A 17,715-nucleotide genomic window follows, 5' to 3' on the forward strand; every position below is an offset into this window, starting at 1 on the left:
TGAACCGACGCTGACCCTCCGTGCACCAGGCTGCGTACACACTGAGACACCACTCAGTGTGTGCGCAGCCTGGTGCACGGGGGCTATTCAGTCCCGTTTATCTTATTCAGCAATTCACCAACGGTCCCAAGTTTGGACAGATCGCTAATGGAAATTTCGAGCTCGTCGAACTCACTAAGCAGGGCTTTGATCCAGCGTTTACCATCTCCGTTAATGTCCAAGAGTGATGTGTTCTCGTCGATTTCGCCTGTGTAGTCTAGCTGATTGTCTAAGAATATCTTGAATGCCTCAAGTGTTGTTTTTTCTGTGCTCATTGTTGTGTCCTCGTGTTGGTTTAAATGCATAGCCTATTTACGGTCTGGGGCCGTTGAGCGTGATGGGTTCTTAATTAACTGGCGCGTCTGTTATGGGGAATGTGTAGCTTTCGTCATAAACCTCGCTTTTTAATGTGAATCTATTATTTTTTTTGTCGATATTGATCAGGGTGCCACGGTCGTAATAGGCGTTGCCGTTCCCTGTCCATCGGGTGATTCTGATTTCCTTGTTCATATTTTTTTCCAGGTATGCAATTTTCTTGGTGATCAGTTCAGCCTCTTGATCTTTTTTAAGCCTGTCAGCGTCTTCGGCTGCCGTGCGGGCGGCGGCGGCTTTCTTCGCTGCGGCTTTCGCCTCGTCGGCCGCGCTTTTGGCTTTATTCGCCGCTTTTTCTGCGTCATCCGCTGTTGTTGCGTTGTCGGCCTTTTCTCTGGCAGCCTTGGCTTTGCTGGCTGCGGTTTGGGCTTCGGTTACCGCCGTATTGGCCGTCGTCAGTTGGTCTGCAGCTTCGGTGGCTTTGAGTGCATCGGCGTTGGCGTCGTCCTGCGCGGCCTGACTCCACGCAGCAGCCTCCAGATCAGCCGTCATGGCCTCGGCCAAGGCGCTAGCTCGGCGCTGGATTTCAAGACCCTGCGCAGCCAGGCTTGCATTGACTGCGTCATCGCTCGCCTTTTGTCCGTTGTCAGGTGTTCCAGGTGGATTCTCAGTCGTTCCAGATGGATTCTCAGTCGTTCCAGGTGGATTCTCAGTCGTTCCAGGTGGATTCTCAGTCGTTCCAGGTGGATTCTCAGTCGTTCCAGATGGATTCTCAGTCGTTCCAGATGGATTTTTAGTCGTTCCCGATGGATTCTTAGTCGGCGCGGGGGGGGCGACGACATTAACACCGGTTTTCTGCAGTAAAGTTTTTACATGCTTACGAAAGTCGGCCGAGCCGTCCAGCGCTGAGTAGATGATATGCACATTAATATCCTCGAGCGTACAAGTGTCACCCACAAATAAACTGGAATTATTTTTTGCGCCACGCGGAAATTCGAGCCTCCAGCTGGAAAGCAATCCTGTACCTTCGAATGGCTGGTAGCGAGACTTATCGGGGATCGAGGGTTGCAGGTCATAGTTGGGGAAGGTCTCTTTATGTGACCAGATGGCAATCTTCTGGCCGGGTCTCAGATTTAGCTTTATGTTATCTAGGTTGCCACCTTCGACGCCGTAAAGGTAGTTAGCGCCGCCGGAATCATCCTTTAGCAACACCCTGTTAGCGGTCTGATAGAGCATGCCCGAGGGAGAGGTAGGTTTAGTCTTCGGACTGTATGTGAACGTGAGAAAGATGCGCTCGATCCTGCGCATGTAATGGCCGGGGAAATGCTTATCGAAGTGGTGGGGGGCAAGGCTGAACTGAATCGGGATTTCTTTAAGCAGTTGCTGATGCAGTTGTTTTTTGGTAAGCCCAAGGTCATTGACAAGGGAGAGCTCTGCATGAATGTCCAGTGTCCGATGGTTTTCGCGGATGGCCGACAGGTCCATCAGCATCAGGTCCCGCGCCAGGGCCTCGCCGGCTAGCATGCCGCGCCAGTTATCCAGCCAGGCGCCAGGTTTGATCCAGGTGCTCGTGAAATCACCCAGCTCATACTGCAGGCAAGACTCGGCCATCAGGCACAGTGACAGCGTGGCATCGTAGGCGGTGGCGTAAATCTGCGAGAGCCGGCCGATCAGCCACAGGTAGGTGGTGCGGCTGGGGAACACCGAGGTCATCACCTCATATTCGGCCTGGTGGGCTGCGCGGGTGGCGTGGGCTTCTTGCAGGGCAATGCGGGCGGCCTTGAGCTGCACGTCCCTTTCGCGCAGTTGTTTGTCGAGGACGGTGAGTTCGAGGGTGGCTTGCCCGGCTTCGTACTGCCATTGTTTGGCACGGAGTTGAAATTCAGCCCTCTTGTCGAAGGTGTTACCCTTCGTTTCCAGTAGTTCTGATACTGATTCGAGTAGGTTGGCGATCGCCTCGGGTGCCTCTTCAGGTGAAAAACCACCCACTGCAGCCCCACCGATAGTGGGTAAAAAAGACAGAGCGAAAGTAAGGTAATAGAACGGAGCTGCGGCTATGCGGGTGTTATATGAATCGGTCCAATGCGAGAGCGCAGACTCCTCCAGGCTTTTAACCCCGACGTCGTTCAGTTCCTGGTAGTAATCCAGACGTTGCTGCACCATCGCTTTGCTGCTGAGTAACGTCTCACGCTCGCGTTTGGCCAACTCCAGCGCCTGTTGCTGAAGCTGGTAAGGGAAGTCCAGCAGTTTGATCAGGTTGCGCTTGCTGAGCAATTCAAGCTGCTGGGTGGCTTCGGTCTGGTAATAGCCCAGCAGGGTCTGCCCCATGCCGATCAGCTGTTCCACGGCCTCCCGGGCGAATGTGCGCGCCTCGTCATAACGGCAAGGTGGCACCTGCAGGGGCGTGAGCCTGGCTACCGGACCCTCGCTGGCGCTGGTGTGGCCCTGGGCGAGGCGCTCCAGGAAGTCGGGGTCGAGCATGATCGGCACGGGCTTGCCGTCTAGGCTCAGGCCGTGGCGCAGGTTGAACAGGCGGTTGCGCAGCAGGTTGCGCAGTTCAACCAGTTTGTTGTTCAGCGGCGGGGTGAACCGGTCCGGGGTGGCTTGTGCCAGCGTTGGCGCATCGGCCGGGGCGCTCGACAGGTGCTCGGGCAACAGGCCGATCAGGCGCAGGGCCTTGTCGTAGCATTGCGCGGCGGCCTCCAGCGTGGCCAGGGTGAGCTGGCGGTACAGTTCGTCGCCCTCGCGTTGCCAGTTTTCCACCACGAACAGGTGTAGCGCTTTGCGGTAGCGCTCGGGCTCGGCATAGGCGATCAGGTCGGGATCGTCGGTTTTCGTGTTTTTTCGATAGGCGCCATGGCCATCTCGGATCGGCTTGCTCAACCAGTACTGTGGGGTGTTCTGGTCCGTTCTCCAGGTACGGTAGGGGTCGAACAGGTGGCCGGTGCTCCACTGCCAGGCACCCCGGTAGTCGCGGTTTTGACGTAGCAGCCAGGCAATCAGCAGCGGGGCATGGAAGAACAGTTCCCAGAAATACATACCATTGGCACCGCGGAAGTCGACGGTACTGCTGCTGCCCCCAGGTTCCAGGCGCGGTTCGGGCAGGTGCTGGGTCGGCCAGGACAGCACCTGCTGGACCGACTGCGTGGCCTCAGCGACCAGGCGCTTGCCGAACAGGGTGTTCAGGCGTAGGTAATCGACGGATAGGGCGTTATCAGGGTTCGCTTGATTGACTTCGGACAAATCCAGGTAGAGGGCCTGCTCGGCGTTACGTCTGATGTGTACGCTGTCCACGGCATCGTCGGCGTCGTCCACCAGCTTGTAAGTCAGGGTCGTTTTCAAATGGTTAGCAAGATAGTAGAGCTCAAAGTCAAATGAATAGCTTGAGATGGCCCGATCACGGCTGATGGGGAGCTGAAAAGCAATCGTGCTCTGGCCATCGAGGGAGACTTCATCGGTGAAGACCGGTGGATGCTCGGGGCCGAAACGGAGCAGGATGCGAACACAGGCCTCAGGTTGAAAGTGCCGAAGGCGAATGAGCGAGTCCAGAAGCTGCAGCAGGGACGGGTCAAGGGGCGCGTTTACTTCAGCCAGGATGGCGGACTTTTCCATTGCGATGTACGCGCTGACCGCCTTGAGCTGGCCTGCATGCTGCGCGCGCGTGATGGCCGCATGGACCGAAATCCTGTCAGCAGAGTGATTCGAAACATCTTGGGGCGGGCCCTCGGAATCAGGGTTTGAAGTGTAGCGGACGCTCAAAATGGAGCGCTTTATTATGCTTAGATTGTCCAAGTGAGTGGGGCTGGTTAAGGCAGATTCTAGGTCTGTTAGACTGTATTCTTTGAGAGTGTTTGAGTCTGCGATAGATAAAGGTTGTTTGAGGTTAGCTAGGGTTTCGGTTGTTGGCGATGCCGTGGCTGTAAGCGTTGGGAATGCAGGGGTCAGATTCTTGTGTTGAAGTTTAATGTCATAGGTTTCATCGAGGTTTTCGTGTCTTGTGGTTATGCCTAAAATACAATCCTTGTAAGCTTCGCTGGGGTTTAAGCGGTCAAAGGAGATGTGGGAATTTGAGCTGGTGTGCAAGGTCTGTATGGGCTTGTTGTGTGAGTCGAATTTGGAGTCAAATAGAGGGATGGATATCGTTACGGGACTCTCGTCGTCGCTCATCCTATATGTGGTGATTATAACACTCTGGACAAGTTCGTTCGTTATGGTTGTTTCGGTTTTGTGGATGTGGTATGTCTCGGTTATGGTCGTTGCGTATAAAGCTATGGCCTCTAGGATTTTTAATGTGCCAATAGCCCCGAGTTTATCATGTATCAAGGCGATCTCTGGGTATTGAGTCGAACTAATGGACTTGGAGGTTATTGGTATTCTGATTGTGTATTTTTTTTCGTTTATTCTGTTTTTTTTGTTAGGATTGAGCTCGCCGAATTCGATGGGGGCTTTGAAACTAATAATGTCGTTGACATTAAGGGTTCCCACTATGCCTTTCCATTTCGGCTTGCTTTTTTGGTCCTCTATGGTCTGTCGAGGCCCAATATAGGGATGCTGCACCGTGCGCGGGTCACGGAAAAGGGTTATCCAGTTTTTCACCAGTCTTTTCTCAATGGGCCTGCCTTTCGAATCGTCCTCATCCAATGTCTTGGTGTCGAGCAGTAGGAGATCCTTGCCAATCAGGAAATATTCGTTGTCACGCTCCCAGGTGCTGGTATTGACGTTGCCCTCCGAATCCTTGACCTTCTCCACATCGAACAACATCACCATCAACCAAGGGTCATTTTCGCGCCCCCCCAGTTGATTCACCATCACCATCAAACCCGCCTGGAACTTCTTGGTCTTCAAGAATTTATTCTGAGTGCCTTTTTTATCTTTACCTTCATCAAAATGTCCTGCCGCATCATGCCCATCCAGCCGTATCAACACATTGGCCGGGCTCCAGTTCCCGTCGATCTGCTGGAAGGCAAAGCACACCCGCAGCGCATGGTACTCGCTCGTTTTTTTGTCCGGTCCCATGGGAATTGCTGCAATGTCACGCTCGACCCACACCACATACCGGCGGCCGGCGATGATGACCGGACGGATCAGGTCGACTTCCGTGCGTTCGTCATCTGCTTTTTTTTCCAGCTCCAGAAGTTCCTTTGCAAGGGTCTCAGCGGTTTTCTTTTCAGTTGGAGACTCCTCCCTCTTTTTGTTGATTTTATTATTGATATCCTCGTCCACCAGCAATGGCCCCTTGACCATCTCGCCACTCATTGCCAGCGTGATCTCCTGCCACTCCCCCCAAGCCAGCATGCTCGGTGCGTTGTCGGCGTCGCGTTGTTTCATGTCCAGCGTGCGCCAGTAGTACTCGGGTGGCTCGACATTGCTCTTGCCGATGAAGTGGTAGGTATCGCTCAGAGGATCAATACCGCTGGCGTACGCCGAAAGCGGCTGGATATTGCTGATGTGCTCGAAGGTACTCAGGTAGCCGAGCAGGGCGGTCTGGACTTCGGCCGGTGTGCACTTACCTTGGGCCAGCTGGGTTTCAAGCTCGGCGAAGGCGCTGCTCGTGCGCGCGCGGCGCGAGGGGTCGATGAAGTTCTGGGGTTCGTTCTGGGCATCTTTGCGCAGCTTCCAGCGCTCGAAACTGCAAGAAAAATCATCCCACTCGTCGCGCATGGCCTGGGGGATTGCCTTGTCGCCATAGCCGTCCTCCAGGCGTGAGTGGATCTGCTGCAGGTAGCGCTGCAGGCTGGCGATGGCCGAGAGCACCCGGGTGGTAAGAGGTTCGTGAGAGACCTGCAGGTCGATCAGCAGGTAATCGGCCAGGGCTTCAGGGCTTTTGATCCGCTTCAGGTCCTTGTGCGGGGCGGCCCAGTGCACCAGCATCCATTGCATCAGCGCATCGCGCCAGGCCAGCTTGAGCTGGGCATCCAACGCCTGGCATTGCTGGCTGGAGCAGCTTTGGCGCAGCGCGATGGCCGCCTGTTCGAAGGCGTTGTCATCGGTCGACGCGGTGAGTGCGCCGATGACCAGCAAGCCATCCACCGACAAGCCTTGCCGGCTCGCTTGCTGTGTCAATTGCAGTACGCGGGCTAAGGCGTGCAGCGTGGTGGGCAGAGGGATGCCGAGCTTGGCCAGGCCACCCTGGTCGTGCCCTAGCAGTGCTTCCAGGTCGGCCCAGGCCTTGGCCTCGCCTGGGGCGTCGAGCGGGGTTCGCACGTGCTCGAGGTAACGCAACAAGTCCGGCTCGTGCTTGTCGGTGGCCAGCCCGCCCAGCAGTGTCGTGTAGCCACCAAGCTGGTGCAGGGTGGTGAGATCGAGCGGGCGAGGGATGGCGCCGAGGTTGAAGTGGTGCGGCATGATCTGGTCAAGGGCGGCATGCCCGATGCCGAACAGGCTGACCGCGCGGCTGTAGCGCTGCAACGTCAACCACTGCGCCCGGTCGTCTGCGGTAAAACACTCGAGCGGTTGGCGTTTGCCTTTTGACTTCTGCACTTCTTGGTGAACGGCATCGATGCGGTTTACCAATACGTCTTCATCGACTGCGACCCAGTGCAGCAGTGGCAGCAGGTGGTCCTTGCTTGGCAGGCCTAGCGCGTTGCTCAGGGCCTGGCGCAGCTCGGTCTTGCCCAGGGCTGGTTTCTCCATGGGCGCGTACAGGTCGAACAGGGTTTTCAACCTAGGCTCTTCCAGTGGCCCGTCGTGGAGGAGCACTGCCATGTCCAGCGGGTTGACGTTCTGTTGGGCAAGCCACTCCATCGTTGCCATCACCCCGGCGATGGCATCGACAATGTCCGCTTGCGGTTGCGTGACAACGACGGCGGCGCTGGCGATGCTCGCGATGCTCGCCTTGGCGTCCTGCGGCAGTGCGCTCAAACGCAGGGCTAGTGCGTTGGCAGCCTGCCCGTTTCCAGCCAGCGCTGCCTGCGCTGGTGGTAACTTCAAGGCGCCTGCGACGTGCGCGACAAGCTCGACCTTGGTGGTGTCATCCAGGTGGTTCAGCTTGTCGGCGAGCACGTCGACGAGATCGGGTAGGGGCAGGTCCGCCAGCAGGTTCAGCCGGGCCGTGACCCGGTTGAAGATTTGCACCTTTTCGGCGTCGTTCAACGCGATCAACTGAGTGAAGTGTGCGTCGACATCCTGCGCTTCGGATGGATCGTCTGGCCCGCCTGGTAGTCCCGCGCTGGGCCGGTATGCGGGTGCATGGGCCCGCAGTTGCTCGACCAGCTGGGTGAACAGCTCGACCTTTTTCGCGTCCTGCAAGGGTTGCGGCTGTGCCCCCAGGCTCGGGCGGCCGGCCAGTTGCTGCTGGTAAACCGGGGACTGCTTCATCAATAGCTTCAGGACGATCCAGCCGTCCAGCTGCGAGGTGCCGAACAGGCGCGTGAGCGTGGCCAGGCGGTAGCAGGCCGACACCACCGCAAGCGAGCGCTGTGGTTTGTCCAGCTCTTGTTCTGTCGTGACGGTGTCGAGGATGGCGCGCAGCACGAGGGGGTCGACTCGCAGCGCCAACCCCAGGCGCTTGACGGTCAAGGCACCCTCATCCGTGGTGGGGTCGAACGGCTGGTCATCGAGCACCAGGACGTCCGCCAGTTTTTGCCCTTCGCTATCGTGCCGGGGCGCGAACACGCTGTCGTAGAACGACAACTGATGCTCGGTGCCATAGCAGGGGATTTCGTGCAGCAGTGCTGCGAACTGCAGCGGCTGTACCTGGTACTTTTGTTGCAGATGGCGGAACAGGCCCATTGCGCGCAGGGTGCTGGCAGTCAGCTGGTACTGGGCGGGGCGTTGGCGTTCGGCGCGCAAGGCCGCGATGACCAGGGCATCGGCCTCGTCGGGGGCCAGGCCAAGTGCGCGCTGCAGGCGCAGGATGCGTTGCAGGCGATCGATATGCTGGGTGCTGATCCCAGCGATCGCGATGGTCTTCTTGGTGTTTTTTTTTGCACCGCTTGATGGCGCATCGGCCTTCTGGGTCCCGCCGGCTTCCACCAGATACAGAGGGGTGCCTCCACCGTTGATGAACGCTGCGCCGTAGGCTTTGCTCGAAGCCTCGGCCACCGTTTGGCTGATGACGTAAGGGCTGCGGGTCACCGAGGTGTTATGTTTGCCGAGGGCACTCACGGCCAGCAGACGGCGCAGCTCCCTGCGTGTCAGGCCCAGTGCCCGGGTCAGTTGGTAGGTGGTATCGAGGTTGCCTTTCGGGCCCGTGGCGGGGATGTGGAACTGCGTCTTGTAGAAGTCCTTCGCCGCGCTGGCGGGCTGCAGCAGCAGGGTCCGCAATTGCGGCGAGAAACCGCTGCTCAGCAGCGTGGCGTTGTGCTGGGCGTTAAGCGTTGCAGCATCGAAGCTGAAGGCGGGCATACCCATGTTCACGCTGTACAGCAGGTCCCACAGGGGCAGCTGCTTCATGGCCAGGGTGGCCTTGATCGCTTCCCAGGCGTTGTGGAAGGGAACATTACCCTTGTACACGCCCTCGGCTCCAGCGCTTGGCAAGCCTTTGCGCGCCACCCCCGCATGCCGTTCGAGCACCTCGAGTACGATGTCGATCTTCGCCAGGCTTTTGCGGATGTTCCTGTTACTCAGCTTGAGTTGCAGCAGGTCTGGGCGGCGAGTCTGCAGCGTCACCGGCTCGGCGACCTTTGCCTTTTTTTGCAGTTCTTCTATCAGGCCCTTGAGATGGACCAAGTAGGCTGGCCGCTCATTGTCTGCCCATGGCGAGGCTGGGGCGCAGCGTTCCCGGGTATCGGGAAACAGGTTCATGTAGGTGGCGGCGTCCGAGCGCTCGGCGGGCGTGTCGTTACTGTTCGCGGTGGTGAGGTCGTTCATACCCAGCTCCCTTGCGCTGCGGTCGGCGGCCCAGGCTAGGGCCAGTGATCAAAGCCTATAGGGAGAGCAGAACGTGCACACCTAGCAAAAATGACAGGTGTTGGGTGGGTCGTAGAGGGGGAATCATTGATAAGCCGGCTGTGTCAGCGAAACCTTATCGCCTCGTCAAGCGCCTCGGCCAGCTCGCCTAGCGTGCGGTAATCGCGATCCAGAGGGATACCGTGGCATATCTCCAGCCACATTAACGCGAATTCACACTTGTCCTTGTCCAGGTGCGCAAGGCGAGTGCCCTTGTCGGGATCGACCACACCAGCATTCTGGAAACAGTCGATTACATGCCGTGTGATGTCCACAATGATGAGTTCTCCTGCCCGCAGTAAGGAGAACTCATCATCAGCACAACCGGCAGACACCGCTACTGGCAAAAATATCAGTAGCGGTGGTCTACCCTTAAGCCTTCACCGGTGGCTCCTGGCTCGGCGGGTCGCCCACCGTTGGCGGCACGGTCGGCTTGATCGGCAGCTCGTCCGGGTCCTCCTCCGGCACGGGTGGCGGCAAGCTGGGGTCGTCGATGTTCGGATCGGGGGTTTCCGGTGGAATGGGAATGTTCATGGCCTGACCTCGCGTGGGTGAATGAAGAGGTGCTGCAGGCTCTGACTGTCAGGGGCAGCCGTTCGCTCAATTTATTTGAACCCCTACGCCCGCGCCCGGCTCTGAACCCTTACCGCCACCAGCCTAAGGGAGCAAGGTCCGATGTCACGAAACGAGCCCTTCGAAAGCGTGCCCATGGCGAACGATCACCCAGACCAGGCCATCAGCCTGGCCCAGGCGCTGTTGGCGCCGCGTATCGTGATCGAAAGCACGCAACCTGCGCTCGACGGCGGCACGTTCGCCACCAAGGCCATCAGCGGCCAGGTGGTCGCGGTCAGCAGCAAGGTTTACAGCGACGGCCATGACCGCCTCGCTGTGATGCTCAACTGGCGCCAGGCCCACAGCCGACGCTGGCACTGCGTGCCTATGCATTCGCCCGGCAATGACCTGTGGCTGGGCGAGTTCACCCCAACCGAGCTGGGCCCGCACCTGTTCAGCATCGAGGCTTGGATCGACCCGTTCGCCACCTATTGCCACGACCTGGAGAAGAAGTACCACGCTGGCGTCGAGGTCAAGCTGGAGCTTGAGGAAGGCCGTCTTCTGCTGGGCAAAGGCGCAGAGCGCAGCGAGGGCTTCTTGCGTGAACAGATCGAAGCCTTGCAGGCGCGGCTGCCGACACTGCCCGAGGATGACCAGGTGGCGCTGTTGCTGGGCCCCGAAGCCACACGGCTGATGACCGAAGCCGAGCACCGCAGCTACCTTACGCGCAGCAGCGAATTCCCGGTCGACGTCGACCGCCCGGCGGCGCAGTTCGCCAGCTGGTATGAATTGTTCCCACGCTCGATCACCGACAGCCCCGAGCGCCATGGCACCTTCAACGACGTGCACGAACGCCTGCCGATGATCCGCGACATGGGCTTTGACGTGCTGTACTTCCCGCCCATTCACCCGATTGGCAAAAAACACCGCAAGGGCCGCAACAATGCCTTGCAGGCAGAGCCCAATGACCCAGGCAGCCCTTACGCCATCGGCAGCCCGGAAGGTGGGCACGACGCCATTCACCCGGAACTGGGCAGCCGCGAAGACTTCCGCCGCCTGGTGGCCGCCGCCGCAGAGCATGGCCTGGAAATCGCCCTGGACTTCGCCATCCAGTGCTCGCAAGACCACCCTTGGCTGAAAGAACACCCCGGCTGGTTCAGTTGGCGCCCCGACGGCACCATCCGCTATGCGGAAAACCCGCCGAAAAAATACCAGGACATCGTCAACGTCGACTTCTATGCCCCAGAGGCCGTGCCTTCGCTGTGGTTAGCGCTGCGCGACGTAGTGGTTGGTTGGGTCGAGGAGGGCGTGAAGACCTTCCGCGTCGACAACCCGCACACCAAACCGTTGCCGTTCTGGCAATGGTTGATCGCCAATGTGCGCAGCCAGCACCCGGACGTGATTTTTCTGGCCGAGGCCTTCACCAAGCCGGCGATGATGGCGCGCTTGGGCAAGGTCGGTTACACCCAGAGCTACACCTATTTCACCTGGCGCAACAGCAAGCAGGAGCTGCGCGAGTTTTACGAAGAGCTCAACCAGCCGCCGTGGAGCCTGTGCTACCGGCCCAATTTCTTCGTCAACACGCCGGACATCAACCCGTTTTTCCTGCACACCTCGGGGCGGGCGGGTTTTCTTATTCGCGCGGCCTTGGCGACCATGGGCTCGGGGTTGTGGGGTATGTATTCGGGCTTCGAGCTGTGCGAAGCCACGCCGCTGCCCGGCAAAGAGGAATACCTGGACTCGGAGAAGTACGAAATCCGCCCGCGTGATTTCACCCAACCCGGCAACATCATTGCCGAAATCGCCCAGCTCAACCGCATTCGCCGGCAGAACCGCGCCTTGCAGACTCACCTTGGGGTGGCGTTTTTCAATTGCTGGAACGACAACATCCTGTACTTCGCCAAGCGTACGCCCGAGCGCGACAACTTCATTTTGGTGGCGATCAGCCTCGACCCGCACAACGCCCAGGAAGCCAGCTTCGAGCTGCCGCTGTGGGAGTTGGGCCTGGACGACAACGCCGACACTGTTGGTGAAGACCTGATGAACGGCCACCGCTGGACCTGGCATGGCAAGACCCAATGGATGCGCATCGAGCCCTGGCATCAGCCGTTTGGTATCTGGCGAATTGAAAAGGCCCGTTAGGTCTTCAAACCGGGGGCCGCTGTGCGGCCCATCGCCGGCAAGCCGGCTCCCACAGGGGCCGGCGTCGGCTGCAAGCTTTGCAGACAAATGACAGGCCCGGTGCTGCCTGTGAAACCAGCACAAAACCTGTGGGAGCTGGCTTGCCGGCGATGGGCTGCGCAGCAGCCCTAAAACCAGGTAGCGCGCATCCGCAGAATTGAAAGGAGTCACCCATGGCCAAGCGTTCCCGACCAGCAGCCTTCATCGATGACCCGCTGTGGTACAAGGACGCGGTGATTTATCAGCTGCACATCAAGTCGTTCTTCGACGCCAACAACGACGGCATCGGCGATTTCGCAGGCTTGATCAGCAAGCTCGACTACATCGCCGAACTGGGCGTCAACACGCTCTGGCTGCTGCCGTTCTACCCCTCGCCACGGCGCGATGACGGCTACGACATCGCCGAATACAAAGCCGTGCACCCCGACTACGGCAGCATGGCCGATGCCCGGCGCTTCATCGCCGAGGCGCACAAGCGCGGCCTGCGGGTGATCACCGAACTGGTCATCAACCACACCTCCGACCAGCACCCGTGGTTCCAGCGCGCCCGCCTGGCCAAGCGGGGCAGCAAGGCACGCGACTTCTACGTGTGGTCGGATGACGACCAGAAGTACGACGGCACGCGCATCATCTTCCTCGACACCGAGAAGTCCAACTGGACCTGGGACCCTGTCGCCGGCCAGTACTTCTGGCACCGCTTCTATTCGCACCAGCCAGACCTGAACTTCGACAACCCGCAGGTGCTGAAGGCGGTGATCGGGGTGATGCGCTTCTGGCTCGACCTGGGCGTTGACGGCCTGCGCCTGGACGCCATCCCCTACCTGATCGAGCGCGACGGCACCCACAACGAAAACCTCCCCGAGACCCACCGGGTGCTCAAGGCGATCCGTGCCGAGATCGACGCCAACTACCCCGACCGCATGCTGCTGGCCGAAGCCAATCAATGGCCCGAAGACACCCGCCCGTACTTTGGCGAGGGCGATGGCGACGAATGCCACATGGCCTTTCACTTCCCGCTGATGCCGCGCATGTACATGGCCCTGGCCATGGAGGACCGCTTCCCGATCACCGACATCCTGCGCCAAACCCCGGAAATCCCCGCCAACAGCCAGTGGGCGATTTTCCTGCGCAACCACGATGAGCTGACCCTGGAGATGGTCACCGACCGCGAACGCGACTACCTGTGGAACTACTACGCCGAAGACCGCCGCGCCCGCATCAACCTTGGCATCCGCCGCCGCCTGGCGCCGCTGTTGCAACGTGACCGACGGCGCATCGAACTGCTGACCAGCCTGCTGCTGTCGATGCCGGGCACACCGACCTTGTACTACGGTGATGAACTGGGCATGGGCGATAACATCTACCTGGGCGACCGCGACGGCGTGCGCACCCCCATGCAATGGTCGCCGGACCGCAACGGCGGGTTCTCTCGCGCCGACCCGCAGCGTCTGGTGCTGCCACCGATCATGGACCCGCTGTACGGCTACCAGACGGTCAACGTCGAGGCCCAGTCCCACGACCCGCATTCGCTGCTCAACTGGAACCGCCGCCTGCTGGCGGTGCGCAACCAGCAGAAGGCGTTTGGCCGTGGCAGCATCCGCATGCTCACGCCGAGCAACCGGCGCATCCTCGCGTACATCCGCGAGTACACCGACCAAGAGGGCAACAGCGAAGTGATTCTTTGCGTGGCCAACGTGTCCCGCGCCGCCCAGGCCGCAGAACTCGAGCTGTCGCAATACGCCGATAAAGTACCGGTGGAGATGCTGGGCGGCAGCGCCTTTCCCCCGATCGGCCAGCTGCCGTTTTTGCTGACATTGCCGCCCTATGCTTTTTACTGGTTCCTGCTGGCGTCGCACGACCGCATGCCCAGCTGGCATATCCAGGCCACCGAGGGGTTACCCGAATTGACCACACTGGTGCTGCGCAAGCGCCTGGAAGAGCTGCTCGAGGCGCCTTCCAGCGAGATGTTAGAAGGCTCGATCCTGCCGCAATACCTGCCGAAACGGCGCTGGTTCGCCGGCAAGGAAGGGCCGATCGACCAGGTTCGCCTGCGTTATGGCGTGCGTTTTGGCACGGCCACCACGCCGGTATTGCTCGGCGAACTGGAAGTGCTCAGCGATGGCGTCGCCAACCACTACCAACTGCCGTTCGGCCTGTTGCCCGAAGAGCAGATCAACAGTGCCTTGCCTCAGCAGTTGGCATTGTCGCGCGTGCGCCGTGGCCGACAGGTTGGTTTGATCACCGACGCCTTCGTCCTTGAACCATTCATCCGCGCTGTACTGCGGGCCTGCCAGGAACGCCACCGGCTGCCCTGCGGCAATGGCCTGGGCGAGCTGCGTTTCGAGTGCACTGAACAGCTTGCCAAGCTGGGGCTCACCGAAGAGAGCCCTGTGCGCTACCTTAGCGCCGAGCAGTCCAACAGCTCGGTGGTGGTTGCCGATCGGGTGGTGCTCAAGCTGATTCGCCGGGTCAACCCAGGCATTCATCCAGAACTTGAGATGAGCGCCTACCTGACTGCGGCGGGCTTTACCAATATTTCGCCGTTGCTGGGGTGGGTCTGCCGTGTGGACGAGCACGCCACCCCGCACCTGTTGATGATCGCCCAGGGCTACCTGAGCAATCAGGGCGATGCCTGGGCCTGGACCCAGAACACCCTGGAACGGGCCATCCGCGACGAGATGGAACCGACCAGTTCTGCCAGCGAAGCCCACACCGATGCTTTGGCCGAACTCGATGGCTTTGCTGCCTTGTTGGGCCAGCGTCTGGGCGAGATGCACGTGTTGTTGGCAGCGCCAACCGAAGATGCGGCCTTTCAGCCGCGCACAAGCGATGCCCAGGACAGCGAGCGCTGGAGCACCCAGATCACTGCCGAGCTGACCCACGCCCTCGACCTGCTGGCCCAGCACCGCGACAGCCTGGACAGCGACAGCCAGGCGTTGGTCGACGACCTGCAGCAACAGCGCGACGGCCTGACCCAGCACATCGACAACCTCGCACGCCAGGCCCAAGGCGGCCTGTTGATGCGCGTGCATGGCGACCTGCACCTGGGCCAGGTACTGGTGGTGCAGGGCGATGCTTACCTGATCGATTTCGAGGGCGAACCGGCGCGCCCACTGGAAGAACGCCGGGCGCGTCACAGCCCCTACAAAGATGTCAGCGGCGTGCTGCGATCCTTCGACTATGCTGCTGCGATGATTCTGCGCAACGCCTCTGCGGTGGACCTTTCCGACCCGGCGCGCAAGGCTCGGCAACGGGTTGCCAGGCACTACCTGCACCAATCCCGCCATGCGTTTGTCGAGGCTTATGGCTTGGCTACCGCTGCCATGCCCCACGCCTGGCAACAGGCCGAAGGCGAGCGCGCCGCGCTGGAATTGTTCTGCCTGGAAAAGGCCGCGTACGAAATTACATACGAAGCTGAAAATCGACCGAATTGGCTGGCCGTGCCTTTGCATGGCTTGCATGGACTGATCAGTACCTGGGGAGAGTCATAGATGAATGCAAACACGCGTGATACCGGCGGTCTTCGGCAACGGGACCTCGACGCCCTGGCCCGCGCCGAGCACGCCGATCCATTTGCGGTACTTGGCCCCCATGGCGACGGCGCCGGCGGGCAGTGGGTCCGCGCCTTCCTGCCTAATGCCCTGAATGCGCGCGTGCTGTCGCGCCACGACGGCCGCGTGCTCGCCGAAATGGTGCAGGCCAGCTTGCCTGGCCTGTTTACCGCGCACCTTGATGAAGCACAGCCCTACCTGTTGCAAATCGGCTGGGCCGGTGGTGAGCAGGTGACCGAAGACCCGTACAGCTTTGGCCCGCAGTTGGGTGACATGGACCTTTACCTGTTCGCCGAAGGCAACCACCGCGACCTGTCCGGGCGCTTTGGTGCCCAGCCGATGCAGGCCGATGGCATCGACGGCGTGTGCTTCTCGGTGTGGGCGCCGAATGCGCGGCGGGTGTCGGTGGTGGGTGACTTCAACAATTGGGATGGCCGCCGCCACCCCATGCGCCTGCGCCACAGCGCCGGGGTGTGGGAGCTGTTCGTGCCGCGGCTTGGCGTGGGTGAAACCTACAAGTTCGAGGTGTTGGGCAAAGAGGGCGTGCTGCCCCTGAAAGCCGACCCGCTGGCCCGCGCCACCGAGCTGCCGCCGAGCACCGCGTCGAAGGTCGCCGGTGCGCTCAGCCACCCCTGGCAAGACCACGACTGGATGGCGCAGCGTGCACAACGTCACGCCTACAACGCGCCCCTGTCGATCTACGAATTGCATGTCGGCTCGTGGCAGTGCGAGCTGGATGACCTCGGCGAGGTGGCGCGTTACTACAACTGGCGCGAGCTGGCCGAACGCCTGGTGCCCTATGTACAGGCGCTGGGCTTTACCCACATCGAACTGATGCCGATCATGGAGCACCCGTTCGGCGGCTCCTGGGGCTATCAGCCCCTGTCGATGTTCGCGCCCACCTCACGCTACGGCAGTGCCGAAGACTTCGCCGCCTTCATCGATGCCTGCCACCAAGGCGGTATCGGCGTGATCCTCGATTGGGTACCGGCGCATTTCCCAACCGACGAGCACGGCCTGGCACGCTTCGACGGCACGGCCCTGTACGAATACGAAAACCCCCTGGAGGGCTACCACCAGGACTGGAACACGCTGATCTACAACCTTGGGCGCAACGAGGTGCGTGGCTTCATGCTGGCCTCGGCATTGCTCTGGCTCAAGCAGTTCCACATCGACGGCCTGCGTGTCGATGCGGTGGCGTCGATGCTGTACCGCGACTACTCGCGCAAGGCCGGCGAATGGGTGCCTAACCGCCATGGTGGGCGCGAGAACCTGGAGGCCATCGATTTCATCCGCCACCTCAATGGCGTCGCGGCGCACGAAGCCCCAGGCGCGTTGATCATCGCTGAGGAGTCCACCGCCTGGCCCGGCGTCAGCCAGCCGATCCAGCAGGGCGGCCTGGGCTTTGCCTACAAGTGGAACATGGGCTGGATGCACGACACTTTGCACTACATCCAGAACGACCCGATTCACCGCACTTATCATCACAACGAGATGAGTTTCGGGCTGATCTATGCCTATTCCGAGCACTTCATCCTGCCGATTTCCCACGATGAGGTGGTGCACGGCAAGCACTCGCTGATCGACAAGATGCCAGGCGACCGCTGGCAGAAGTTCGCCAACCTGCGTGCCTACCTCACGTTCATGTGGGCGCACCCGGGCAAGAAGCTGTTGTTCATGGGCTGTGAATTTGGCCAGTGGCGCGAGTGGAACCACGACAGCGAGCTGGACTGGTACCTGCTGCAGTACCCTGAGCACAAGGGCGTGCAGCGCCTGGTCGGCGACCTTAACCGCCTGTACCGCGAGGTGCCTGCGCTGCATGAGCAGGACTGCCAGCCCCAGGGCTTCCAGTGGCTGATCGGTGATGACGCGCAAAACAGCGTGTATGCCTGGCTGCGCTGGAGCAGCAATGGCGAGCCGTTGCTGGTGGTGGCCAACTTCACCCCGGTGCCGCGCGAGGGGTATCGCATTGGCGTGCCGTTTGGCGAGCGTTGGGAAGAGCTGCTCAACAGCGATGCCGAACTGTATGCCGGGTCCAACGTGGGTAACCTGGGGGCGGTGGTAAGCGAAGCCGTCACCAGCCATGGGCAGCCGTTGTCGCTGGCGCTCAACTTGCCGCCGCTGGGCGTGTTGATCCTCAAGCCTGCCTGATAGGGTTTGCCTGATACGGCCTCTTCGCGGGTAAACCCGC

At 60.2% G+C, this 17,715-nt stretch carries 7 protein-coding genes; 3 read left to right on the top strand and 4 right to left on the bottom strand.

Going from position 1 to position 17,715, the window contains the following annotated elements; translation table 11 throughout:
- Window positions 1-83: 83 nt before the first annotated feature.
- From QOS90_RS06995 to QOS90_RS07010, 4 genes are all read right to left on the bottom strand, one after another.
- A complete protein-coding gene (locus QOS90_RS06995; RefSeq protein WP_027592782.1) occupies window positions 84-314 on the bottom strand; it encodes a hypothetical protein in 231 nt (76 codons plus the stop codon).
- 70 nt (window positions 315-384) lie between these two features.
- The gene (locus QOS90_RS07000; RefSeq protein WP_085272606.1) at window positions 385-9,162 is read right to left on the bottom strand and encodes a Tc toxin subunit A-related protein; all 8,778 of its coding nucleotides are present in this window, start codon (window positions 9,160-9,162) and stop codon (window positions 385-387) included.
- Window positions 9,163-9,305: 143 nt separating this feature from the next.
- Window positions 9,306-9,515: a hypothetical protein gene (locus QOS90_RS07005; protein ID WP_256214928.1), complete on the bottom strand. Its 210-nt coding sequence runs from the start codon at window positions 9,513-9,515 to the stop codon at window positions 9,306-9,308.
- Between the two features lie 97 nt (window positions 9,516-9,612).
- The gene (locus tag QOS90_RS07010) at window positions 9,613-9,774 is read right to left on the bottom strand and encodes a hypothetical protein (protein WP_003251307.1); all 162 of its coding nucleotides are present in this window, start codon (window positions 9,772-9,774) and stop codon (window positions 9,613-9,615) included.
- A 141-nt stretch (window positions 9,775-9,915) separates the two neighbouring features.
- Here QOS90_RS07010 and QOS90_RS07015 point away from each other — a divergent pair, with 141 nt between their 5' ends.
- The 3 genes from QOS90_RS07015 to glgB all read left to right on the top strand — a co-directional run bounded on the left by QOS90_RS07015 (window position 9,916) and on the right by glgB (window position 17,675).
- Window positions 9,916-11,934, top strand: coding sequence for an alpha-1,4-glucan--maltose-1-phosphate maltosyltransferase (locus QOS90_RS07015; protein ID WP_085272607.1), 2,019 nt, complete (start codon window positions 9,916-9,918; stop codon window positions 11,932-11,934).
- 212 nt (window positions 11,935-12,146) lie between these two features.
- Window positions 12,147-15,464, top strand: a complete 3,318-nt coding sequence (gene treS / locus QOS90_RS07020; RefSeq protein WP_085272608.1) for a maltose alpha-D-glucosyltransferase — start codon at window positions 12,147-12,149, stop codon at window positions 15,462-15,464.
- Entirely contained in the window at window positions 15,465-17,675 is a 2,211-nt protein-coding gene (glgB, locus tag QOS90_RS07025; protein WP_085272609.1) for a 1,4-alpha-glucan branching protein GlgB, read from the top strand.
- Window positions 17,676-17,715: the final 40 nt, after the last annotated feature.

This window comes from Pseudomonas sp. LAIL14HWK12:I10, assembly GCF_900184205.1.
Classification (GTDB): domain Bacteria; phylum Pseudomonadota; class Gammaproteobacteria; order Pseudomonadales; family Pseudomonadaceae; genus Aquipseudomonas; species Aquipseudomonas kermanshahensis.